This window comes from Streptomyces sp. NPDC001222, assembly GCF_042896945.1.
GTDB lineage: Bacteria > Actinomycetota > Actinomycetes > Streptomycetales > Streptomycetaceae > Streptomyces > Streptomyces gibsoniae.
Window position 1 is genome coordinate 258,380 of sequence record NZ_JBIAXT010000002.1, and the last position, 24,045, is coordinate 282,424.

The window sequence follows — 24,045 nt, forward strand, 5'->3', positions numbered from 1 at the left end:
TCGGTTCAGCCTGCCTCGGGCATGCGCGTGCAGGTGACCCGGAGATTTCCTGCGGGGGTGTAACGCGGTTGGACGATCACGGGCGAGTGGCCCCGGGGAGTGATGGCGAGGCCGCGCATGGCGAAGACGCGCAGCGGGTTGCGTACGTCGTGCAGCCGCCGTCCTAGGCGCAGGGACCGGCCGGTGGCGTCGCGGAGCACGATGTCCCAGTGCTCGGGCCGGGTACCACGGGGCGTCATCTGCCCCAGGGGTACGCCGACCCGGAAGCGGTCCGGTCCGAGGGTCTCGACGGCGTGCTCGATCCTGCGTCCCGAGGCGACGAACTCCGCCCACGGTCCGTGCACGGACGTGCCGAACACCCGGAAGTCCACGGTGACGCCCGCATGGGTCAGCCGCACCTTGGTCACCTCGACGGCGGCGCGGGCGGCCGTGCTCACCACCCGGGCGCTGCCGCGCACGGAGCGTCCGAGCCGGTGGCGTTCCCCGGTCACCGGGGAGGCCTCCATGGGCTTGGTCGGCCCCTCGTACGGAACCGGGGGCTCCAGCAGGAGCAGCGACAGCGTGCGGGACCGGCGCCCCGAGTACAGCTTCAGCCGCAGGCGCCAGCGCCCGGTGCCGACGGGCACCCCGCCGACTTCCGCGCCCAGCAGGACCGCCGCGTCGACCAGGGCCTCGCCGGACGGTCCCTCGTGGACCCGTGCCTCACAGGGGTACCGGCGGCGGCCGCGACGCACGATGATCTCCGCCCGGTCCGGCAGGCCCGCGGAGGGCGGCAGTTGGGCGTGCAGGTTCACGGTCTGGCCGTCGAGGATGGCGGCATAGCGCAGATGCGCGGTGCGCCCGCGGCGCAGCGGCACGAACAGGCGCAGCATGAGCCAGGTGCGCAGGGCGGCGGCACGGGCACGCAGTCGGCGGCGCGGGCCGCCCGCCGCGCCACCCTCGGTGGCACGGCCGGTGGGTCGAGGAGTCATGAGCCGGCGCGTCCCAGCTCGGCGACGCGCCCCGGACGACGGGGGGCCACGATGCCGGAGGCCGTCTCGTAGGGGCTCGCCACCGGGAAGTAGGCGTTCAGGAAGTTCTCGACCATACGGCTCTGGGCCTCGGGGTCGGCGGCGGTGACCGTGTCGTTCATGCAGAAGGTGTCGAAGTTGCGGCGGGCCAGCAGGGTGTCGAGCCGCCGCTGCGCCACTGCGTCGGCGAGGTCGACGTAGACGTAGCGGATGTCCCCGACGGTGGCCCGGGCCGAGTGGTAGGCGTAGTAGTGGTGCAGCGAGGAGGCGATGGGGACGTCGCCCGGCGACCGGAAGCGGGAGTGCTGGGTCACCCGGTGCGCCTTGTCGTAGATCTGCTCGATCTCCGCGAGCACACTGCGCCGCAGGGCGTGCGGGGTGTGCTTCATCTTCTGGGAGATGACGGTGCCGAACTGCTGGGCGATGAGTCCGCGGCTGTTCTTGCCGGCCGCGTTCACGGGCAGGTCCTCGGTGCTCGCCCGGCCGGACGGGATCAGGGCCTTGGACTGAAAGAACTTGGTCAGGCCATTGGGGTGGAAGAACTGCCCCGGCTGCACGGGCCGTCCGAAGAACACGTCGTCGTTCAGGTAGAGGAAGTGCTCCGCGAGGTCGGGGATGTGGTGCAGCTGGCTCTCGATCGCGTGGGAGTTGAACGTCGGCAGCGCGGCCGGGTCGGAGAAGATCTCCCGGTGGTCCACGACCCGCAGCCCGGGGAAGTCGGTGTTCAGCCAGGCCGGTGTCTGACCGGCCGTGACGAGGAAGATGTTGCGCACCCACGGGGCGTACTGGTGCAGGGAGCGCAGTGAGTACAGCAGTTCGTCGCGGCTGGTGTAGCGCGCGTCGTTCGCCGCCTGCTCGTGCAGTACGTCCCCCCGGGCGCCGGTGAGCCGGCCGCGTGCGGTGTCCCTGCTCGCCCGCCATGCGGGGTCGGAGTCGTCCACCCAGGTGTAGACCACGTCGATCGGGAAGAGATGGTCGTCGGGCAGGGCGGCGACGAACTCGGGCAGGGTGCGGGCGTGGCCGGTGGTGTACACGGCGGGCACGGCACTGAAGCGTTTCTGCTCGGCCCAGCAGCGACCCGCGTCCATCGGCACCTCGGTCACCACGCGATTGGGCCGCGGCGCGACGAGCCGGCCGTCCTGTTCGGCCCAGAACTCGATGTCACAGCCGGACTCACGGCCGAACACCAGGTGCCCGCTGGGGTCGCAGACGTTCCACGCGACGCGCAGCACGTGCTGCGCGCGCAGGGCACGCCAGCTCGCGGCGGACGCGCCGGGACGCATCTGCCCCGGGGAGACCGTGCCGACGTACCCCGGGCTCTCCGCGCACAGCAGCCGCAGCAACTCCTCCACCTCGGCCCGCTGCCCGGCCGGGACGGCCACGCAGGGAGTCGGCGACGCGGTACCGCGTACGCAGAAGTAGTCGATCCCGGCCTCGCCCAGGACGGACACGAGGATGTGGAGGTTGCGCGCCCGGGCGGCCCAGGCGGTGGCCCCCGGCACCTCCATGGCACGGACGTGTTTCCCGGCCACCCGCACGACACGGATCTGGCCCGCGGAGGTGTGCTTGCCTGCCTTGCGCTGACCGCCCAGCGCCCGGACCACGACGGCGGATCGCACGGCGTCGGCCGAGGCCAGGGAGCGCTTCACCGAGGCGCGCAGCGGGACCGGTACCCGGCGCACGATCCGGCGGCGCGCCCCCACCGGCACCAAAGATCGATATGTCGACACGAGGGCGCTGGCCTCTGGATTGTTGAGGCTCACCTGAGTTCCGCACCATCCACTTCGAAACCGGGACACACCGCCCGGCCGTTCGTCGGCGACACCGCCGCCCCCCACCTTCGCCACGCGTACGCCGGCCCACCGCCCCCGGCGGCACTTCCGGCTCCCCTCCCCTGCCGGTGACCACACCCCCTGCTGCGGTGTCCACCGGGACCGATCGACGCACCTCCCCCTTAACCCACAGACCACTTTCTGCTTACCTGCGCCTTACCGATCGGACAGAATGTTTACATCTGTTCCTCAAACTGTCCAGAAGTAATCGGTTTCTGGCGGAGCCTCTGTCGCCAACGCCACATCCATCGACACCTTGTGGAGGTTCCACGAAGACGCCCGAGGTGGCGTCCCCCGGCCCGCCGCGCGCCATGTCGCGTCAGACCCGCACCCAGTCCCCGAACATGAGCCCGGGTCCGGGCGCCTGCCGGGCCACACGGAGGGTGCCGTCCGGCTCGAAGGCCGCCAGCACCACACGGCCGTACGCGTCCCGCGCGAGGGCGGGCGCGCCGAGACAGGGCATCCCCGTGTCCGTCCACCACAGCCCCGCCGACTCGGCCTCCGTACCGCACACGCCGACCAGAACACCGCCGTCCGCGCCCCGGTGCGCGAGCACCGTGCAGTCGTAGCCGTCGAGGAGGGCGCGCAGTACGGCGTTGGCCCCGTCACCGGGGGCGCCGCCCAACGGCACGGGCCAGCCGCCGGGCCGATGGCAGACCAGGCCGGAACCGGCCGGATCGGTCCAGTAGTGGGTCAGCCGGCCGGGGGCGGTCTCCACCGCGGCGACGGACCCGGGCAGCGGGGCCGGGCGAATGTCGTGGGACCGCTGCGGTGCACCACCGGTCTCCGGCCGGACCCAGTGCAGTGCCACACCGCCGGCGGGAGCGAACACCTCGACCCCGCCGCTCGACGTGGCAGTCGCGAGCAGTCCGTCCTGCACGTCGGTGCCCCGCAGATCGGCCCAGGGTTCCCAGCCGCCGCCCCGCCCCTCACGGCGCATCATGAGCCCGCCGCCCGCGTTCCGTACGAAGACATGGACCGCGCCGGAGGTGTCCACAGCGGCCGCCGGCACACCGAGGCGCCGGGCCTTGTCCGGCTCGCGGTGCGGATTGCCGAGGGAACGCCACTCCGTGACCGGACGACCCGTCTGGTACTGGATCGCGTGCGCGATGTCCACGTCCGCCCGGCCGTCCGGCTGCCACCGCTCCCGTCGGCCCACGAAGTGGACGTAGGTGTCCGCGCCCTGGGCGATCGTGAGATGCGTGAGGTCGGCGACCGGGAAGAAGTCGGGCGCGGACCAGTCGGGTCCGCCGGGCCGGGTCTCGGTCCAGCGCAGCAGTCCGCCCTCGCAGGAGGCATAGGCGGTGAGCCTGCCGTCCTTGCCGTGCACCAGCCACGAACCGGCGGCGGTGCCGGTCACGGCGGATGACGCCGCACCCGCCGCCACCGCGGGGGTGCGGCGTCGCTGCGCGCTGCGCACGGACCGGCCCCGCATGACCATGACGGACTCCTTGCAGAACACGCCCGGCCTCGGCCCGGGAACCCGGAATTCACGTGGAATTCTCACATCATATGCATAGGGCATACGCTCCCCCCGGCTCGGACCGAGGGCCCGGCGCCTCCTCCCGGGCGGCGCCAAGACGGCGTCGGGGAACATGACGAACCATCACCGCAGGTCGTGTGATTCGGATCACCGTCGTACAACGCCCGGGGCGGGTGACCGGTCTGTCCGATCACCCGAGCACTCCTTGCCCGGCCGAGAGAAGACGAGGACACCGATCCGATGACGACCCCAGCCGCCGAGAGCCCGCGCGGATCGCGCCGCGCCTCCAAGGCCGACAAGCCCCGCCGCCGCAAGGGCCGATGGGTCCTGCTCTCGCTGGCCGTGCTCGTCGTGGCCGCGGGCGGCACCGGCTACTGGCTCTACAGCGGTCTCGACAACAACATCCAGGGTGTCGACATCGACAGGGCACTAGGCGACGACCGGCCGGAGAAACTGCCCACTTCGGGACAGAACATCCTCGTCCTGGGCTCCGACTCACGGGCCGGCGCCAACGCCGCCCTCCACACCGGCAATGTCTCCGGGGCGCGTTCCGACACGGCGCTGGTGATGCACATACCCGACGGCCGCACCAAGGCCGTCGCGGTCAGCATCCCCCGCGACACCCTGGTCACGCGCCCCGAGTGCACCAAGTCCGACGGCACCCAGGTGCCCTCGGCGAAGCGCGTCATGTTCAACTCCATCTACTCCCAGGTTGGTCCGGCCTGTGTGGTCAAGACCGTGGAGCAGATGTCCGGGGTGCGCATGGATCACTACGTCGAGATCGACTTCGCCGGTTTCAAGGGGCTGGTGGACGCGATAGGCGGGGTCACCGTCACCGTCGACCAGGACATCCACGACAGGTCCAGCGGTCTGAACATCACCGCGGGCACGCACCGGCTGAACGGCACGCAGTCACTGGAGTTCGTCCGCACCCGGCACGGCATCGGGGACGGCAGCGACCTCGGCCGCATCGGGCTCCAACAGCAGTTCATGCTGGCGCTGTTGAGCGAGATCAAGAAGCAGGACCTGCTGGGCAGCCCGACGAAGGCCTACAAGGTCGCCGACAGCCTGACCTCGGCACTGACCACCGACTCGGGGCTCGCCTCCCTGACCAAACTGGCGGAGTTCAGCCGCAGCATGAACGGGGTGGACCCGTCCACCATGGAGACGATCATGCTTCCGGTGGCGTACGACAAGGTCGACCCCAACCGGGTGGTCGCCGCCCAACCGCAGGCGGGCACGCTGTGGAAGGCGATCCGTACCGACTCGGCCATCCCGGCGTGGGCGAAGAAGTCCCCGGCCACCGGCGGCTCCTGACGAGTGCTCGCCGGGGAGGGGCGCCCCCGGCGAGTCGTCACACCGACTGCCAGGCCGCCAGCGCCAGCCCAGGCTCGTCCTTCTGGCGGGCCACGCCGAGTTCACCGTCCGGGGTCAGGCTCGCGGCCGTCACCCGTCCCTCGGCGTCCTCGGCCAGCGCGACCCACGTGCCCACCGGCAGCTGCGGGCCCGACTCGCTCCACCACAGGCCGGCCGACTCCTGTTCGGTGGGGCAGGCCGCGAGCACGACCCGCCCGGAGTCCGAACGCTGGGCGAGGAGCGTGCTGTCGTAACCGTCGACGGCGCAGCGCAGTGCCGCCACCGGGCCCGCTCCCGCGGTGCGCAGCAGCGGGAGCGGGTCGCCGCCCGGACGCCAGGCGTGCAGCATGCCCTCGGGGTCCGCGAAGAACAGCGTGGTGTGCTCCTTGGAGGTGGGCAGGGCGGTCAACGTGCCCGGCCGCACGGCCACCTCCAGCGCCTCGTCGGGGACCAGGGCCCCGCCGGGCTCCTCCTGGCGCCAGCGCAGAATGCCCTCCGACGTGGTGGCGTACAGCTCGACGCGCCCCGATCCCCCGGCCACGGCGGCGAGTTCCTCGTGCGCGCCCGGACCTCCGATGTCGCGCCAGGGGCCCCAGCCGCCGTGCTCCTTCTGGGCGAGCATGCTGACGCCCCCGGCCTTGTTGCGCGTGAAGACATGGGCGCGGCCCTCGGCGTCCACCGCCACCGCCGGCAACCCGGTGCGGTCGCCCTTCTTGTCCGGGTGGCCGATCGGGGTCCAGTCGAGCGCGGACAGATGCGGACGGAAGTGGGTGGAGTGGACGAGCCCCGACTCGCCCGGGACCGTGGGGCGCCATGCGACGAGGTGGGCATACCCGTCGGCGCCCTGGCCGAGCCCCAGTTGGGGGTGGAGTCGCTGGTCCCCGCCGACCTTCCGCGGGGGCGTCCAGGGAAGACCCGGTCGGTGTTCGGCCCGGCACCACACCGCTTCGTTCCGCGAGGCGTAGGTGCTCAGGCTGCCGTTCCGACCGCGGAGCAGCCAGGAGCCGTTCAGAGTACGGACCGTTGACACTCCCCCACTCTAACCGGGCTGGTGGCGCAGGCTTGTGCGAGGCTGTGGGCATGAGCGCCCTGCCCCTGGTGATCGTCGACGCCGCGAACGTCGTCGGATCCGTGCCCGACGGCTGGTGGCGGGACCGGCGCGGCGCCGCGGAGCGGCTGCGGGACCGCCTGGTGGGATACGCCGAGAGGGGGCTGCCCGGCCACCCCGGCCCGGTGGAGCTGGTGCTCGTGGTCGAGGGCGCGGCACGCGGGGTGGAGTCCGTGCCGGGCGTACGGGTGGAGGCGGCGTCCGGCAGCGGTGACGACCGCATCGTCGAACTGGTGGAGGCGGCCGGGGACCGTCCCGTCCTGGTCGTCACCGCGGACCGGGAGCTGCGCCGCCGGGTCGGCGAGCGGGGTGCGGAGGTCACGGGCCCCCGGTCGGTGCGCGATCCGGAGCCACCGGCGGATCCGCGCTGAAGAGGGGTCACGGCGTCGCGTCGCCCGACCGCCCGGCCGCCCGCTGCTCCTCGCCCACCCGGCTGTGCGTGCGGCCGTAGAGGAAGTACACGAGGAAGCCGACCCCCAGCCAGACGGCGAACCGCAGCCAGGTCTTGGCGGGCAGGTTCAGCATCAGCCACAGCGAGGCGCACACCGAGAGAGCCGGCACCATCGGCACGAACGGGGTGCGGAAGGCGCGGTGCAGATCGGGGCGGGTGCGGCGCAGGACGACCACGCCGATCGCGACGACGACGAAGGCGAAGAGCGTACCGATGTTGACGAGTTCGGCGAGTTCGCTGAGGCTGGTGAAGCCCGCGACGACGGCGATGACCACGCCGAGCAGGACGGTCGGCCGGTGCGGGGTCTTGAAGCGCGGGTGCACCCGGGAGAAGAACCGGGGCAGCAGTCCGTCCCGGCTCATCGCGAAGAAGACCCGGGTCTGGCCGAGGAGCAGGATCAGACAGACCGTGGTCAGGCCGACGGCGGCACCGAAGCTGATCACTCCCGCGTACCAGGGGTGTCCGATGCTCTTGAAGGCGTCGGCGAGCGGCGCGTCGACGGACAGGTCGTTGTAGTACTGCATCCCGGTGACGACGATCGACACCGCCACGTACAGCATGGTGCAGATCAGCAGGGAGCCGAGGATGCCGCGGGGCATGTCGCGCTGCGGGTTGCGGGTCTCCTCGGCCGTCGTCGCCACGATGTCGAAGCCGATGAAGGCGAAGAAGACGACGGACGCAGCGGTGAAGATCCCGAGCACTCCGAAGTTGGAGGGCACCCACCCGGCGACGAGCTGGATGAGCGGTGCCTTGAGGCTGCCGGCCGCCGGTACGGGCTCGGGCTTCGGGACGAACGGCTTGTAGTTGGCGGTGTCGATGAAGAAGGCACCCGCGACGATCACGATCAGCACGACGGCGACCTTGACGGCGACGACGAGCCGGGTCACCCGGGCCGACAGCCTCATCCCTATGACGAGGATGGCGGTGAGCAGCAGGACGAGCCCGGCGGCGAGGATGTCGAAGCCGAACCCGCCGGCCCCCTCGCGGCCGCTCAGCGACGGGGGCAGATGCAGGCCCGCGTTGTCGAGCAGGGAGCGGATGTACCCGGACCAGCCGACGGCGACCACCGACGTGCCCAGCGCGAACTCCAGGACCAGGTCCCAGCCGATGATCCAGGCGGGCAGCTCGCCTAGGGTGGCGTACGAGAACGTGTAGGCGGATCCCGCGACCGGGACCGTCGAGGCGAACTCGGCGTAGCAGAGCGCGGCGAGCGCGCAGACGACGGCGGCCACGACGAAGGACAGCGAGACGGACGGTCCCGCGTTCTCCTTGGCGACCTTGCCGGTGAGCACGAAGATGCCGGTGCCGATGATGACCCCGACGCCGAACACGGTCAGATCCAGCGCGGAGAGGGTCTTCTTGAGCGCATGCTCCGGCTCCTCCGTGTCCTGGATCGACCGCTCGATGTTCTTGGTCCGGAAGAGGGTGCTGCCCACGGCGTACCTCCCACGCTTGTCGTCCTCGACATGATCGAGAGGGGGCGTAGTGCGTATGCCCCGAAAGGGTGGGATTCACGCAAATGGGCCGGTCCCGCCACCGTAAAGGATGGCGGAACCGGCCCATGCCGATCGGGGGGAGGGTCAGTCCCGGGCGGACTCCACCGAGTCCACGGCCCGCGCGGCGGCCGTACCGTCGGCGGAGGTCCCGCCGTTCGAGCGGAGCGGGGAGTGGGGAAGACCGTCGAGCTTGGCGACGAGCCCGGTGACCTGGCGGGCGATGTCCGGCGCGGTCAGGCCGATCTCCGCCATGACCTCCTTGCGGGAGGCGTGGTCGAGGAAGCGCGGCGGGACACCGAAGTCGCGCAGCGGCACATCGACGCCCGCGTCGCGCAGGGCCTGCGCGACCGCCGAACCGACACCGCCGACACGCGAGTTGTCCTCGACGGTGACGACCACCCGGTGCTGCTCGGCGAGCGGGGCGAGCGCCTCGTCGACGGGCTTGACCCAGCGGGGGTCGACGACGGTGGTGGAGATGCCCTGCTTCTTGAGCAGGTCGGCGATCTCCAGGCACATGGGCGCGAGCGCGCCGACGGACACCAGCAGCACGTCCGGCACCGGGGCGTCGGCCTTGCGCAGCACGTCCATCCCGCCGACCTTGCCCACCGCGGGGACCGCCGGGCCGACGACGCCCTTGGAGTAGCGCAGCACGGTCGGCGCGTCGTCGACCTCCACGGCCTCGCGCAGCTGGGCCCGCAGCTGCTCGGCGTCGCGCGGGGCGGCGATCCTGAGGCCGGGAACGACCTGGAGCATCGACATGTCCCACATGCCGTTGTGCGAGGCGCCGTCGTCGCCGGTCACGCCGGCCCGGTCCAGCACGAAGGTCACTCCGCACCTGTGCAGGGCGACGTCCATGAGGACCTGATCGAAGGCGCGGTTGAGGAAGGTCGCGTACACCGCGAAGACCGGGTGCAGTCCGCCGGTGGCGAGGCCGGCCGCGGAGACCGCGCCGTGCTGCTCGGCGATGCCGACGTCGTAGATCCGGTTCGGGAAGGCCTCCGCGAACTTCTTCAGGCCCACGGGGTGGAGCATCGCCGCGGTGATGGCGACGATGTCCTTGCGCTCGTGGCCGAGCTTGACCATCTCGTCGCCGAAGACCGACGTCCAGCTGGCCGCGGCGGCCTTGATGGGCAGGCCGGTGTCGGGGTGGATGGGACCGATGCCGTGGAAGCGGTCGGCCTCGTCCTGCTCGGCGGGCTTGTAGCCGCGGCCCTTCTCGGTGATGCAGTGCACGATGACCGGGCCGCCGAACCGCTTGGCGCGGGCGAGGGCGGACTCCAGGGCCTCGATGTTGTGGCCGTCGATCGGGCCGACGTACTTCAGGCCCAGGTCCTCGAACATGCCCTGCGGGGCGATGAAGTCCTTCAGCCCCTTCTTGGCGCCGTGCAGGGTCTCGTAGAGGGGCTTGCCGACGACGGGGGTGCGCTCCAGCACCTCCCTGGTGCGGGTCAGGAACTTCTCGTAGCCGTCGGTGGTGCGCAGAGTGGCCAGATGGTTGGCGAGCCCGCCGATCGTCGGGGAGTACGAGCGCTCGTTGTCGTTGACGACGATGACCAGGGGGCGGTCCTTGGCGTCCGCGATGTTGTTGAGCGCCTCCCAGGCCATGCCGCCGGTCAGCGCACCGTCACCGATGACGGCGACGACATGGCTGTCCCGCTCCAGCAGCTCGTTGGCCTTCGCGAGGCCGTCGGCCCAGCCGAGGACCGTGGAGGCGTGCGAGTTCTCGATGATGTCGTGCTCGGACTCGGCGCGCGAGGGGTAGCCGGACAGACCGCCCTTGCTGCGCAGCTTCGAGAAGTCCTGGCGGCCGGTGAGCAGCTTGTGCACATAGGCCTGGTGACCGGTGTCGAAGAGGACCTTGTCCTTGGGCGAGTCGAAGACGCGGTGGAGGGCGATGGTGAGCTCGACCACACCGAGGTTGGGGCCGAGGTGGCCACCGGTCTTGGACACGGCGCCCACGAGGAAGGTCCGGATCTCCTCTGCCAGCTGGTCCAGCTCCTCCAAGCTGAACCGGTCCAGATCGCGCGGTCCCCTGATGCGGGTCAGCAGCGGCACCCGTGCCTCCTTGCAGTAGAGCTGAGTCGAGCTTTTGCTGGGCCTGTCGAGTCTAGTGTTCCGCCTGTGCGGATCATGAGCGGCCCTGGCGTTCGGGGGGTATCCGTGTTCGGCCGCAGCATGCCGCCGGGGCCGGGCAAAGCCGGACAAGACTGTGCCCGGCACCGCCATGGGTGCCGGGCACGGGCCGAAGGGGGACGGTCGCATCCCGCTCGCGGGGCGCCGCGCGCCCCGCGAGCGCGTGACTACGCGCGACCGGCCGACTTCTGCGTCTTGCGGGTGACCGCGTCGATGACGACGGTCGCCAGCAGAACACCACCGGTGATCATGTACTGGACCGGGGAGGCGATGCCCTCCAGGGCGAGGCCGTACTGGATCGAGACGATGACCAGCACACCGAGCAGCGCGTTCCAGGTGCGGCCACGGCCACCGAACAGCGACGTACCACCGATCACAGCGGCGGCGATCGCGTTCATCAGCAGGTCACCGGAACCGGCGCCCTGGTTGGCGGAGGCGATCTTCGAGGCGATGAACAGACCGCCGATCGCCGCGAAGGTGCCGGAGATCGCGAAGACCGAGATCCGGACCGCGGCCACGTTGATACCGGCACGGCGGGACGCCTCGACGCTGCCGCCGAGCGCGAACACCTTGCGGCCGTACGCGGTGCGGCGCAGCACGAAGTCCGTGACCAGCAGCACCGCGATGAAGATCACCACGGCGAGCGGCAGGCCCTTGTACTGGTTGTAGACGACGGCCACGGCGAAGGAGAGGATCGCCAGCAGCGCCGTCCGCAGGATCGTCTCGCTCAGCGGCCGGGACGGCACACCGGCGGCCTCGCGCCGCTTGTTGCCGAAGTAGGCGCTGAGGAAGTACAGCACGGTCACCGCGAACGCGAGCCCGTAGGCGGCGGCCACGTCGGAGAAGTAGTACGTCGTCAGCTTGGCGACCAGGCCGTCGCTGTTCAGGTTGATCGTGCCGCTGTCGCCCAGGATCTGGAGCATGAAGCCGTTCCAGAAGAGCAGACCGGCCAGGGTGACGGCGAACGCCGGCACACCGATCTTCGCGAAGACGAAGCCGTGGAGGGCTCCGGCGACCGCACCGGTGAGGACGGCCAGCACGAAGGCCAGCACCTCGTTCATGCCGTGCGTGATGTTCAGCACCGCGAAGGTGGCGCCCGCGACACCGGACACCGAGCCGACCGACAGGTCGATCTCACCGAGCAGCAGCACGAAGACGATACCGACGGCGATCATGCCCGTGCCGACCATGGCGACGGAGATGTCGGAGAGGTTGCCCGCGGTGAGGAAGTTCGAGTTCAGGCTCTGGAAGATGATCCAGATGATGGCCAGACCGACGACGACCGGGATCGCGCCCAGGTCGCCCGCCTTCATCTTGCGCTTGAACTCGCCGATGTAGCCCGCGAAGCCCTGTTCGCGCACCAGCAGCCGGGGGTCGATCGCGGTGACCGCCTTCGCGGCGGCCTCGGGGTTCTCCACGACCGATTCCTCGGGGGGTGTCGAGGTGTTGTCGATGCTCACTTCTTGATCTCCCCATTGCTGCGCGCCGCACGACGGGTCACGGCGTTGTCCGTGGCGCCGGTGATGGCGGAGATGATCTCTTCCTGCGAGGTCGACTTGACCTCGAAGATGCCGTTGTTGCGTCCGAGACGCAGCACCGCCACCTTGTCGGCGACGGCCTTCACATCGGCCATGTTGTGGCTGATGAGGATGACCGCGTGACCGCGCTCGCGCAGCCGCTCCACCAGGTCGAGGACCTGCGCGGTCTGCTCGACACCGAGGGCCGCGGTGGGCTCGTCGAGGATGACCAGCTTGGGCTCGCCGAGCATGGAACGGGCGATGGCCACGACCTGGCGCTGACCGCCGGAGAGCGAGGCGATCGGGATACGGACGCTCGGGATGCGGATGGACAGCTGGTCCAGCAGCTCACGCGAGCGCCGCTCCATCTCCACCTCGTCCAGCACACCGCGCCGGCGGATCTCCCGGCCCAGGTACAGGTTGCCGACGACGTCGATGTTGTCGCACAGCGCGAGGTCCTGGTAGACCGTCGCGATGCCCAGGTTCTGGGCGTCGTTCGGCTTGCCGATGTTGACGGTCTTGCCTTCCCATTCGATGACGCCCTCATCGATGGGGTGCACGCCGGCGATCGTCTTGACCAGCGTGGATTTTCCGGCGCCGTTGTCGCCCACGAGGGCGACCACCTCTCCGGCGTGGACCTCAAGCTCTACGTCGGTGAGCGCCTGAACGGCACCGAACCGCTTGGAGACCCCGCGCAACGCCAGCACGGGCGTAGCGGACACGTGAACCATCTCCTTCGCCGCCTGACCCGGCGGGAGGTTGTGCAGAAGTTTGGGGGGATGTTCCGTCCGGCGCCCCGCTACGAGCTTGCGGGGCTGGTGAGAGCGGGACGCCGGAGGAGCCTGCGTGTGCCCAGTCCCGTACGGGAATTCAAGGACGAATTCCCGTACGGGGAAAGGACTCGGGGTCGCTTACTTCAGACCGATCTTGTCGCAGGCGGCCTTGAACTGCGCGGTGCAGATGTCACCCGTGGTGTAGATACCGTCCTTGATGACGGTGTCCTTGATGTTGTCCTTGGTCAGCGACTGGACCGGGACCAGAACCGACGGAACCTGCTTGGTGGTCGGGCTGTCGACCTTGTCCTTGGCGATCGAGTCGAGCGACTTGCCCTGGGCGAGCGCGACGGCCATCTGCGCGGCGATGTCCGCCTCCTGCGGGTAGGACTTGTACACGCTCATGTACTGCTCACCCGTGACGATGCGCTGCACACCAGCGAGCTCCGCGTCCTGGCCGGTGACCGGGATGTTGGTCAGGCCGGCGGCCTTGAGGGCGGTGATGATACCGCCGGCCATGCCGTCGTTGGCGGAGTAGACGCCGATGATGTTCTTCTTGCCGAGGGCGGAGATGGCGCCCTCCATGTTGGTGTTGGCGTTCTCCGGCTTCCAGTCCTTGGTGTCGTACTCCTTGCCGACGTTCACCTTGCCGTCGAGCACCTCGTGGGCGCCCTTCTTGAACTGCGCGGCGTTCGGGTCGGTGACGGAGCCGTTCATCATGACGATCTTGCCGGACTTGGCCTTGGAGCCGAGCGCCTTGAGGAGGGCCTCGCCCTGGGTCTTGCCCACGGTCTCGTTGTCGAACGAGGTGTAGGCGCTGATCGGACCCTGCGCCAGTCGGTCGTAGGCGACGACCGGGATGCCGGCGTCCTTCGCCTTCTGGACCGAGCTCTTTATGGCCGCGGAGTCCACCGCGTCCACGATCAGCACGTCGACCTTGTTGGTGACCATGGTGTCGACCTGCTGGTTCTGCGTGGTGGCGTCCTGCTTGGCGTTGGCGTAGACCACCTCGCCCTTGCCGTTCGTGAGCTCCTTGACCTTCTTCTCGATCAAGGGGCGGTCGAACTTCTCGTAACGCGCGGTCTGGTTCTCGGGGAGAAGCAGACCCACCTTGATGGCGTCGCCCTTCTTGGCGCTCGGCGCGGACGAGGAGGAGCCGCCACCCGACTCCTTGGCGCTGCCACATGCGGCCAGAGAAACGGCCATGGCACCAGCAGCAACGGCGAAGGCCGCACGACGCATACGCGTGTTCACTTCAGAAACCTCCCTGACGAGGCCGCGTCGTTGCGGCCGAGGTGGCTGGAAGTCAACTCGGCCGCACGTGCGACGTCAAGAAGTAAATCCTTAACGAGATGGCAACGGTGCCATCCGTTCTCTAAGTGAAGGCAGGCGCGACGGCAGAAAGCGTGCCGTCCAAAAGGGTCGAATCGCCCATCTCGCTGAGCGCGAGAGCGAGCGCTCCGAGCACCTCGGCACGACCCCCGAGCGCCCCCGGGAGCACCGACAGCTGCCGTGCGGCGCTGGGGATCGCGTACCGGCCCACCGACTCCCTGATGGGCCCGAGAACCAGCTCTCCGGCCTCGGCGAGATCACCGCCCAGGACCACCCGGCTCGGGTTCAGCAGATTGCAGAGATTGGCGACCCCGCTGCCGATGTGGCGGCCGACGTCGGCGATCACCCGGCGGCAGCCCGGATCCCCGTCCCGTGCCAGCCTGACCACGCCTTCCATGGTCAGATCGGCCCCGTGGCTGGGCTGGAGCAGCGGCAGCACGTACCGCGCCGCCGTGAACGTCTCCAGGCAGCCGCGGTTGCCGCAGCGGCAGACGGGGCCGGATTCATCAAGGGTGATATGCCCGATTTCTCCGGCTGTACCGCCGGGCCCCCGGTAGATCGTCCCGTCGATCACCAGCCCGGCGCCGACACCGCTCGCGACCTTGATGTACGCGAGGTCCTTGACCCCCCGGCCGCTGCCCCAGACCAGTTCGCCGAGGGCGCCCAGGTTGGCGTCGTTGTCCACGTGCACCGGCACGCCGAGCCGCCCCCGCAGCTCCTCGGCGGGCCTGGCACCGGTCCAGCCCGGCAGGATGGCGGTGGAGCCGAGCGTGCCCGACTCGACATCGATGGGACCGGGCACACCGAGACCCACGCCGGCGATCTTCGACCGGTCCACCCCGGTCGCCGCGATCAGCCTACTGACCAGCTCTTCCGCCCGGTCGAAGCCCTGCGCGGCGGAGGCGTCCACATCCAGCGGCTCCGACTCCTCGGCCAGCACCTGATGGGCGAGGTTTCCTACCGCGACGCGCAAATGGGTGTGGCCGAAGTCGATGCCGATCACGATGCCGGCATCACCGCTCAGGGAGACGCTACGGGCCCGACGGCCGCCCGACGACGTGGGCGTGACCTCGACGGTTCCGCCGTCCTTGAGCTCCCGCACGATATTGGAGACCGTTGCCGCGGACAGGCCCGTCGTCCTCGCGATCTCCGCCTGTGTGAGGGATCCGGCCAGCCGCACGGCACGTACAACCCGCTCCAGGTTGGCTCGGTGCAGCGACGACTGCGACCCTGGAGTCTCCACGACGACCTCCTGAGCACGGGACCGCTTCGGTGAGGCCCCGCCTATGTCCAACTAGTGAACTCTAAGCTGAGCCGTTCGGGTTGCCTCCCGTCAAGAGGTTGAACCGCATCCGGGTCCTTGGGCACAATGCCGCGCGCCGCCCGGGAGCCCCGGGCGGCGCGCACCGGAATCGCCACGGAGAGTGACGAATCCTTGGGGTTACTTGAGCGTCGCCGAGGTCAGGCCCGCCTGCACCTGACGCTGGAAGGACAGATAGACCACCAGCATCGGGATCATCGCGATGGTCACGCCTGCGAACAGAACCGGCAGGTCGGAGGCGTATCCCTGCTGTTGCTGGAGCTGGATGAGGCCCTGGGTGAGCACATAGCGTTCGGGATCCGAACCGCTCTGCGGCTGCATCAGCACCGTCGGCAGGATGAACTGGTTCCACTGACCCAGCGTGTTGAAGATCCCGACGCTGACCAGACCCGGCTTCGCCATCGGCAGCATCACCTGGAAGAACGTCCGGGTGTGCGAGGCACCGTCCAGGACGGCCGCCTCGAAGACCGCCGTCGGCAGGGTCCGGAAGAAGGCGTGCATGAAGAACACCGTGAACGGCATCGAGTAGGCGATGTAGACCAGGATCAGACCCTGGTAGGTGTTCAGCATGTCCAGCCGTTTGACCATGAAGAACAGCGGGACCAGAGCCAGGAACACCGGGAACATCGCGCCCGCGACGAAGAAGTAGTACAGGAACCGGTTGCCCGGGAACGGGTAGCGGGCGAGCACGTACGCGGCCATCGAGCCGAACAGCATCGTCAGCGGCACGGAGAACACCAGCACGATCACGGTGTTCAGGAAGTAGTCGCCGATCCCCTTGTCCCAGGCGCGCCGGAACACGTCGAAGGACCAGTCGTGCGGCCAGCCGAAGGCCGAGCCGCCGATCTGGGCGTCGGTCTTGAAGGAGCTGAGCACCAGCCACAGCAGCGGCAGCACGATCAGCAGGGCCCACAGGGCGAGGAAGCCGTGCGAGAAGACGTTCAGGACCACGCCCTCGCTGCGCCGGTCGCCGGGGCGGAGGGGAACCTTGGCCGTGGACCGCTGGGCGGGCACGGCCGCGGTCTGCTGGATGGGTGCGCTCATCGTCGTCTCTCCCGCTCAGAACTCGATGCGCTCGCGGCGGGTGGCGCGCAGCGTGACCACGGACAGGACCAGGGTGAGCAGCAGCATGACGACGCCCATGGCGCAGGCATAGCCGCTCTTGCCGAAATAGAGGAAGTTGCGCATCATCACGGTCGACATGACGTCGCTGTGATGGTCGGGGCCGCCGCCGTAGGCGCCCATGTTCTGGGTCATGGACGAGACCAGGACGAACATGTCCATGGCCACGATGCCCAGATACACCCATGCGGTCTGCACGGTGTCCCACAGCAGCGGCAGCGTGATGCGGAAGAAGGACTGGGAGCGGTTCGCCCCGTCGATGAGCGCCGCCTCGTAGACGTCCTTCGGAATGGACTGCATGGCGGCCGAGAACAGCACCAGATAGAAGCCGACGCCGTGCCAGACCACGACCAGGATCAGGGCCCACAGCACCAGGTTGGGCTCGTTGAGCCATTCCACGGGATTGTCCGGGTCGACCAGGCTGAGTTTGATGAGGAAGCCGTTCAGCAGGCCGCCGCCGTCACTGCGGTAGACCCCGTTGAACAGCACCGCGAGAATCGCGAGTGACAGCACCTGGGGGAAGAAGTAGACGACCTTGTAGAACTTCGATCCGGCCACGCCCTGGACGCCGCCGGCCCGGCTGCGCCCGCCCGCGTTCACCATGAAGGCGAAGAACAGGGCGAGCAGAATGGTGATCACCGGGATGAAGACCAGAAACAGGATGTTGTGCCAGATGGCCTCCAGGAAGACATCGTCCTGGAGCAGCGCCCGGTAGTTGTCCAGGCCGACGAACTTGAAGGTCTGCGACTCGCCTTTCCAGTCGGTCAGCGAATAGCCGAACGTCTGGATGTACGGCCAGATGACGAAGATCAGATAGAGCGCCACGGGGACGAAGAGAAATCCCGCGACGAACCGGTACTGCCCTTTGCGCATGGCGTTCCTGCCCCTGGTGTGCCGTTCCGGGCCGGGAATCGATCCGATTCCCGGCCCGGAATCCGGTCGGTCGAGCGGGCCCCGGTCGCGATGGCCCGGCCGGCGGCGAGCCTCAGTCGTGGTGGTTCTTCTTGGAGGCCGGGTCCTTGGCCTGCTTGTCGACCGCGGCCTGACAGCGCTTCAGCCACTCCTTGGGCTGGATGCGCTTGGCCATCAGCTCGTTGGACGCGTTCTGGATGGCGGTGTCCAGCTCGCTGTACCAGTCCGGGTAGAGGAAGCGGAAGGTGTTGGTGCCCGCCGCCTTGGACGCCTCGACCGTGGACTGCGTACCCGGGCGCAGGGTCACACCGGTGTCGACACCGTCCTGGAGGATGGTGAGCGAGTTGGCCTGCTTGGCGAACAGCGTCGCCCACTCCTTGGAGAGCATGTGGCGCATGAACTCCTTGGCCGCCGGCAGGTTCTTGGCCTTCGCGGGGATGATGAAGGGCTCGCCGGAGCCGGCCCGGATCGCCTCGAAGGGCATCGCGCTGCCGGACAGCAGCGGCATCGGCAGGAACTTCATGTCGAAGTCCGTCGGCGTCTGCTTGAGCTGCTCGTTCTCCAGCCAGGAGCCGCAGGTGATGAAGGCGGCCTTGTACTGGTTCCAGCGGGTCTGCGACTCGGTGTGGGTCAGGCCGTTCGTACCGGGCATCAACAGGCCCTTCTCGACGACCTCGTAGATCGCCTCGATGCCGGCCTGCGCGGCGTCGGAGCCGACGAACGCCTTCGGGTCGAGGTTGTCGATCGCCTTGACGGCGTCGATGCCGCCCTTCTTGGCGATCATGTCCATGATGGCGACGTTGATGTAATAGGGGTACTTGCCCTGGTGGGCGAGGCCGCCGATGCCCTGCTTCTTGGCGTCCTGGCAGATGGTGAGGAAGTCGTCCCAGGTCTTGGGCGCCGTCCAGCCCTTCTCCTTGAAGAGCTTGCCGGAGTACCACAGACCCCACACCGTGTAGATGTAGTTGAGGGCGACGACCTTGCCCTCGTGGATGCCCGGGTCGAGGGTGCCGGGGATGAGGGTGTCGCGGACCTTCTTGCCGGGGTCGTCGACCGACGGCGCGTCGAGGACCTCCGCGAGGTCGAGGAGCTGGCCGTTCTTGTAGAGGACGTCGACCTTGATCTGCTGGGCGCCTGAGTCGTCCACGATGTCCGGCGGGTTGCCCGCGTTGAAGCGGGGCTGGAGCTTGCCCGTGATCTCCTGGGTGCCGGTGTGGGTCGAGGTGATGCCGAGCTTCTTCTGGTAGTCGGCCTCCCACGCCTTGGCGTAGTCGTCGCCGTAACCGCCCTTGAAGATGACGACGTCGAGCTTGCCGCCCTTCTCGGCGCCGAAGGGGTTCGTCTTCGACGTCTTGCCCTTGTTGTTGTCACTGGAACCGCCGCCCCCGCCACTGGCGCACGCGGACAGAAAGCCCATCGCGGGGACGGAGATCAGGCCGAGTGCGGCGGACCGCTTGATCAGGTCGCGGCGGCCGACGCCCCCGGATGTGTTCTCGCCGGAAGTGGATCCCATGCTCAAGTCCTCGCCTTCTCCAGGACTCAGGCGGTGAACCGGATCCTCCGGCACCGCGGTGATGGTGAAGCTGGGGTCGTGCATGAGGGATTCAGTGGGAGGGCGCGACAGCCCGTCGTGCCGAAAACGGTCCGCCACCTCCCGATTCCCCCCGGTCGTGCCTGTCCAGGGCTCGCCGTGGCGCTGGGCGACGGCTGCCCGAACGCCGACAGGTATAGTCCACTTCCCGCCAACTGAGCAAGATCGAATGCAAGGTTGACCGTCTGCTTTTCCGAAGTGAGACCTCGCGGAAATACGGGATGCCCGTATGTCACTCGCACGAGATATCCGCCGCAATGACCCCGAATGCCACACTCAACACCCTTGACATCACAAGCCACTTGGGCACCTACTGGTCCTTGCGCAGCAGAGTTGACAACGTTGTCCATATTTTCACAGCGCAGGGAGGGTGCTCGCGCATGCAGCACAGATCTCGGCACAGACGGGCTCGGTCGGCGGTCGTGGCAACGGCCGCCTTCGCTTTGGTGGCGGGCCTTCAGGGTGCGGCGGCGGCGCTGCCCCACCAAGACCCCGCCGAGGACCGGGAGTTCGCCTCCTCGTTCGAGGCAGGTGACCCGGCGCCGACGTGGCTGAACACCGTGGACACGGGAGCGGACGGCAGCAAGCGGGCGTCCGGCGTGGACGGCGGATACACCACGGGCATCCCCGGCAATGTGACCGACGAGGTCACCGATGTCCGCGCCAGCGCCGAGAACTCGGGCGCGGGCGAGGTCAAGGAGAACCTGATCGACGGCGAGCCCGGCACCAAGTGGCTCACGTTCGCGCCCACGGGCTGGGCCGAGTTCGACCTCGACGCGCCGACCAAGCTGGTCACCTACGCGCTCACCTCGGCCAACGACTACGCCGAGCGGGACCCCGCCGACTGGACCCTCCAGGGCTCCACGGACGGCAAGGACTGGAAGACCCTCGACACCCGCACCGGCGAATCGTTCGACCAGCGTTTCCAGACCAAGTCGTACGACCTCGCGGAGCCCGCCGAGTACTCCCACTTCCGGCTCGACATCACCAAGAACCACGGCGCGGACATCCTCCAGCTCGCCGATGTGCAGTTCTCCACCGGCAGGACCACCGAGCCGACGCCCAAGGACATGCGCACCCTGGTGGACCGGGGCCCGATCGGCTCCCCCACCGCCAAGGCGGGCGCCGGCTTCACGGGCCGCCGGGCCCTGCGGTACGCGGGAACCCACACGACGGACGGGCGGGCCTACTCGTACAACAAGGTCTTCGACGTGAACGTGCGCGTCGAGCCGAACACCCGGTTGTCGTACCGGATCTTCCCCTCGATGGCGGACAAGGACCGGGACTACGACGCCACGAACACCTCCGTCGACCTCGCCTTCACCGACGGCACCTATCTCAGCGGGCTCGGCGCGCTCGACGAGCACGGCTTCCCGCTGACGCCGCAGGGGCAGGGCGCCTCCAAGGTGCTGTACGTCAACCAGTGGAACGACGTGGCCTCGCGGATCGGCTCGGTCGCCGCGGGCAAGACCGTGGACCGGATCCTGGTGGCGTACGACTCACCGAAGGGTCCGTCGAAGTTCCGGGGCTGGCTGGACGACATCGCCCTGAAGGTGGCGCCGCCGGAGAAGCCCGAGGCCCATCTGTCCGACTACGCGCTCACCACCCGCGGCACCAACTCCAGCGGCTCCTTCTCGCGGGGCAACACCTTCCCGGCGGCCGCCCTGCCGCACGGCTTCAACTTCTGGACGCCGGTGACCAACGCGGGTTCGCTGAACTGGCTGTACGACTATGCCCGGGCGAACAACGCGGACAACCTGCCGACCATCGAGGCGTTCAGCGCGAGCCATGAGCCGAGCCCCTGGATGGGTGACCGGCAGACGTTCCAGGTGATGCCCTCGACCGCCGCCGGCACCCCGGACACCGGCCGCGCCGCGCGGGCGCTGGCGTTCCGGCACGAGAAGGAGACGGCGCGCCCGTACTACTACGGGGTGACCTTCGAGAACGGGCTCAAGGCGGAGATGGCCCCGACGGACCACGCGGCGGCGCTCCGGTTCACCTATCCGGGCGACAACGCGAGCGTGATCTTCGACAATGTGACCGAGCAGGCCGGGCTGACCCTCGACAAGGACAAGGGGATCGTCACTGGGTTCTCCGATGTGAAGTCCGGGCTGTCGACGGGAGCGACGCGCCTGTTCGTCTACGGCGTCTTCGACGCGCCCGTGACGGAGGTTGCGACCTCGGGGGTGAAGGGGTATCTGCGTCTGCGCCCCGGCGGGGACCACACGGTGACCCTGCGCCTGGCCACCTCGCTGATCAGCATCGACCAGGCGAAGGACAACCTGCGCCAGGAGATCCCCGACGGCACCTCGTTCGACACGGTGAAGGCTCGGGCGCAGCGCGCCTGGGACAAGCTGTTCGGCACGATCGAGGTCGAGGGCGCCAGTCCCGACCAGCTGACGACGCTCTACTCCTCGATGTACCGGCTGTATCTGTACCCCAACTCCGGCTACGAGAAGGTGGGTTCGGGCTACCAGTACGCTTCCCCGTTCTCCCCGATGACAGGTCAGGACACCCCCACGCACACCGGGGCGAAGATCGTCGACGGCAAGGTGTACGTCAACAACGGCTTCTGGGACACCTACCGGACGACCTGGCCGGCGTACTCCTTCTTCACCCCGAAGCAGGCCGGTGAACTGGTCGACGGCTTCGTCCAGCAGTACAAGGACGGCGGCTGGACCTCCCGGTGGTCCTCGCCGGGCTACGCGGACCTGATGACGGGCACCTCCTCGGACGTGGCGTTCGCGGACGCCTATGTGAAGGGCGTGAAGTTCGACGCGGAGGCCGCCTACGACGCGGCGGTGAAGAACGCGACGGTCGCCCCGCCCGCGTCCGGCGTCGGCCGCAAGGGCATGACGACCTCGCCGTTCCTCGGCTACACCAGCACCAGCACCGGTGAGGGCCTGTCCTGGGCGATGGAGGGCTATGTCAACGACTACGGCATCGCGAAGATGGGCGAGGCGCTGTACAAGAAGACAGGCAAGGAGCGCTACCAGGAGGAGTCGCAGTACTTCCTGAACCGCGCCCGGGACTATGTCGACCTCTTCGACCCGAAGGCCGGCTTCTTCCAGGGCCGCGACGCGCAGGGCAACTGGCGGGTGGACTCGTCGAAGTACGACCCGCGGGTGTGGGGCTACGACTACACCGAGACCAACGGCTGGGGCTACGCCTTCACGGCCCCGCAGGACAGCCGGGGCCTGGCGAACCTGTACGGCGGCCGCGCCGAACTGGGCGACAGGCTGGACAAGTTCTTCACGACGCCGGAGACGGCCTCGCCGGAGTTCGTCGGCTCGTACGGCGGGATCATCCATGAGATGACGGAGGCGCGGGACGTCCGGATGGGCATGTACGGGCACTCCAACCAGGTCGCGCACCATGTGATCTACATGTACGACGCGGCGGGCCGCCCCTGGGAGGCCCAGGCGAAGGTCCGCGAGGTGCTCTCCCGGCTGTACAACGGAAGCGAGATCGGGCAGGGCTACCACGGTGACGAGGACAACGGCGAGCAGTCGGCCTGGTACGTGTTCTCGGCGCTGGGCTTCTATCCGCTGGTGATGGGCAGCGGTGAGTACGCCATCGGATCGCCGCTGTTCAAGAAGGCCACCGTGCATCTGGAGAACGGCCGGGACCTGGTCATCAACGCCCCCAGGAACAGCACGCGCAACGTGTACATCCAGGGGCTGAAGGTAAACGGCCGCCCGTGGACGTCGACGGCGCTGCCGCACTCCCTGCTGTCCCGGGGCGGAGTGCTGGACTTCGACATGGGTCCGCGGCCGTCGTCCTGGGGCAGCGGGAAGAACGCGGCCCCCGTGTCGATCACCCAGGACGACAAGGTGCCCTCGCCGCGTACCGACGTACTCAAGGGCGACGGCCCGCTCTTCGACAACACCTCGCTGACGGAGGCGGCGGTGACGAGCGTGGATCTGCCGGTGGCGAGTCCCACCAAGGCGGTGCAGTACACGCTGACTTCCCCGGCGGACCACACGAAGGCCCCGACGGGCTGGACCCTGCAGGGCTCGGCGGACGGCACCCGATGGACCACCCTCGACCAGCGCTCGGACCAGGCCTTCTCCTGGGACCGGCAGACCAGGGCGTTCTCGATCCCGCACCCGGGCTCGTACGCGCACTACCGGCTCGTCCTGAACACCGCGTCGACGCTGGCGGAGGTGGAGCTGCTCTCCTGACCCGCCCGTGAGAGACAGGGGCGGGCACGGAGTCTTCTCCGCGCCCGCCCCGTCGTCGTACGGGCCTGCTCGGCATCGTGAGCTGTCTCGTGGGCCGCACGCGCCGGCGCAGAGCGCCCCCCGAACATCCCCGGTACCGGCGAACGCTCTTGACATCGTTGTCCGTTCGGACGGTACAGTCATGTACAGACCATCCCGACAACGTTGTCGTCTCCACCGGTCGTCACAAGCCATGTCCCACCCGGTACGGCCCACTCCCCCCTTCCCGGCCGGGCCGGCTCGCGGACCGGGTGGCACGCTCACCGCCCACCCGGTCCGCCCGGAGTTGTCTCCCGTTCCCCGCGCCGCCGACATCTGCGGCGCCCATGGCATCCATGCCGCCATGGCACCCTCGCACCCGACACGTCACCCGTGGGGGCGGTGT

16 protein-coding genes are annotated in these 24,045 nt (G+C 69.0%); 3 read left to right on the forward strand and 13 right to left on the reverse strand.

The genetic code is table 11. The features are described from left to right. Positions 1-5 precede the first annotated feature (5 nt). The 3 genes from ACFY2Z_RS04215 to ACFY2Z_RS04225 all read right to left on the reverse strand — a co-directional run bounded on the left by ACFY2Z_RS04215 (position 6) and on the right by ACFY2Z_RS04225 (position 4,277). Entirely contained in the window at positions 6-971 is a 966-nt protein-coding gene (locus tag ACFY2Z_RS04215; protein ID WP_390742632.1) for a hypothetical protein, read from the reverse strand. Then, a complete protein-coding gene (locus ACFY2Z_RS04220; RefSeq protein ID WP_390742633.1) occupies positions 968-2,773 on the reverse strand; it encodes a stealth family protein in 1,806 nt (601 codons plus the stop codon). The genes ACFY2Z_RS04215 and ACFY2Z_RS04220 overlap by 4 nt, the downstream gene beginning before the upstream one ends. A gap of 388 nt (positions 2,774-3,161) precedes the next feature. After that, positions 3,162-4,277 carry a hypothetical protein gene (locus ACFY2Z_RS04225; protein WP_390742906.1) on the reverse strand — a complete coding sequence of 372 codons (1,116 nt, stop codon included), beginning with the start codon at positions 4,275-4,277 and terminating at the stop codon, positions 3,162-3,164. Between the two features lie 288 nt (positions 4,278-4,565). Between ACFY2Z_RS04225 and ACFY2Z_RS04230 the strand changes: the two genes are divergently transcribed. Continuing rightward, on the forward strand, positions 4,566-5,642 hold the full coding sequence (locus ACFY2Z_RS04230; protein ID WP_390742634.1) for an LCP family protein: 1,077 nt from the start codon (positions 4,566-4,568) through the stop codon (positions 5,640-5,642). Between the two features lie 37 nt (positions 5,643-5,679). On the opposite strand, the gene ACFY2Z_RS04235 is transcribed toward ACFY2Z_RS04230, so the two are convergent. Beyond that, a complete protein-coding gene (locus ACFY2Z_RS04235; protein ID WP_390742907.1) occupies positions 5,680-6,693 on the reverse strand; it encodes a hypothetical protein in 1,014 nt (337 codons plus the stop codon). 68 nt (positions 6,694-6,761) lie between these two features. Here ACFY2Z_RS04235 and ACFY2Z_RS04240 point away from each other — a divergent pair, with 68 nt between their 5' ends. After that, entirely contained in the window at positions 6,762-7,160 is a 399-nt protein-coding gene (locus tag ACFY2Z_RS04240; RefSeq protein ID WP_390742635.1) for an NTP pyrophosphohydrolase, read from the forward strand. Positions 7,161-7,167: 7 nt separating this feature from the next. Here ACFY2Z_RS04240 and ACFY2Z_RS04245 read toward each other — a convergent pair whose 3' ends face one another. The 9 genes from ACFY2Z_RS04245 to ngcE all read right to left on the reverse strand — a co-directional run bounded on the left by ACFY2Z_RS04245 (position 7,168) and on the right by ngcE (position 19,359). Further along, entirely contained in the window at positions 7,168-8,676 is a 1,509-nt protein-coding gene (locus ACFY2Z_RS04245; RefSeq protein ID WP_390742636.1) for an amino acid permease, read from the reverse strand. Between the two features lie 144 nt (positions 8,677-8,820). After that, entirely contained in the window at positions 8,821-10,791 is a 1,971-nt protein-coding gene (dxs, locus tag ACFY2Z_RS04250; protein ID WP_390742637.1) for a 1-deoxy-D-xylulose-5-phosphate synthase, read from the reverse strand. Between the two features lie 245 nt (positions 10,792-11,036). Beyond that, positions 11,037-12,329 (reverse strand): sugar ABC transporter permease, encoded by a 1,293-nt coding sequence (locus tag ACFY2Z_RS04255; RefSeq protein ID WP_390742638.1) that lies wholly within the window; start codon positions 12,327-12,329, stop codon positions 11,037-11,039. After that, entirely contained in the window at positions 12,326-13,117 is a 792-nt protein-coding gene (locus tag ACFY2Z_RS04260; RefSeq protein WP_355906156.1) for an ATP-binding cassette domain-containing protein, read from the reverse strand. Before ACFY2Z_RS04260 ends, ACFY2Z_RS04255 begins: the two co-directional genes overlap by 4 nt. A gap of 180 nt (positions 13,118-13,297) precedes the next feature. After that, positions 13,298-14,401: a sugar ABC transporter substrate-binding protein gene (locus ACFY2Z_RS04265; RefSeq protein ID WP_390742908.1), complete on the reverse strand. Its 1,104-nt coding sequence runs from the start codon at positions 14,399-14,401 to the stop codon at positions 13,298-13,300. A 133-nt stretch (positions 14,402-14,534) separates the two neighbouring features. Next, positions 14,535-15,734: an ROK family transcriptional regulator gene (locus tag ACFY2Z_RS04270; protein ID WP_355906159.1), complete on the reverse strand. Its 1,200-nt coding sequence runs from the start codon at positions 15,732-15,734 to the stop codon at positions 14,535-14,537. Positions 15,735-15,932: 198 nt separating this feature from the next. Continuing rightward, positions 15,933-16,856: a carbohydrate ABC transporter permease gene (locus ACFY2Z_RS04275; RefSeq protein WP_390742639.1), complete on the reverse strand. Its 924-nt coding sequence runs from the start codon at positions 16,854-16,856 to the stop codon at positions 15,933-15,935. A gap of 15 nt (positions 16,857-16,871) precedes the next feature. After that, positions 16,872-17,807 carry a carbohydrate ABC transporter permease gene (locus ACFY2Z_RS04280; protein WP_390742640.1) on the reverse strand — a complete coding sequence of 312 codons (936 nt, stop codon included), beginning with the start codon at positions 17,805-17,807 and terminating at the stop codon, positions 16,872-16,874. Positions 17,808-17,919: 112 nt separating this feature from the next. After that, positions 17,920-19,359, reverse strand: a complete 1,440-nt coding sequence (ngcE, locus tag ACFY2Z_RS04285) for an N-acetylglucosamine/diacetylchitobiose ABC transporter substrate-binding protein (RefSeq protein ID WP_390742641.1) — start codon at positions 19,357-19,359, stop codon at positions 17,920-17,922. Positions 19,360-19,817: 458 nt separating this feature from the next. On the opposite strand from ngcE, the gene ACFY2Z_RS04290 reads away from it, so the two are divergent. After that, positions 19,818-23,621: a GH92 family glycosyl hydrolase gene (locus ACFY2Z_RS04290; protein ID WP_390742642.1), complete on the forward strand. Its 3,804-nt coding sequence runs from the start codon at positions 19,818-19,820 to the stop codon at positions 23,619-23,621. Positions 23,622-24,045 lie beyond the last annotated feature (424 nt).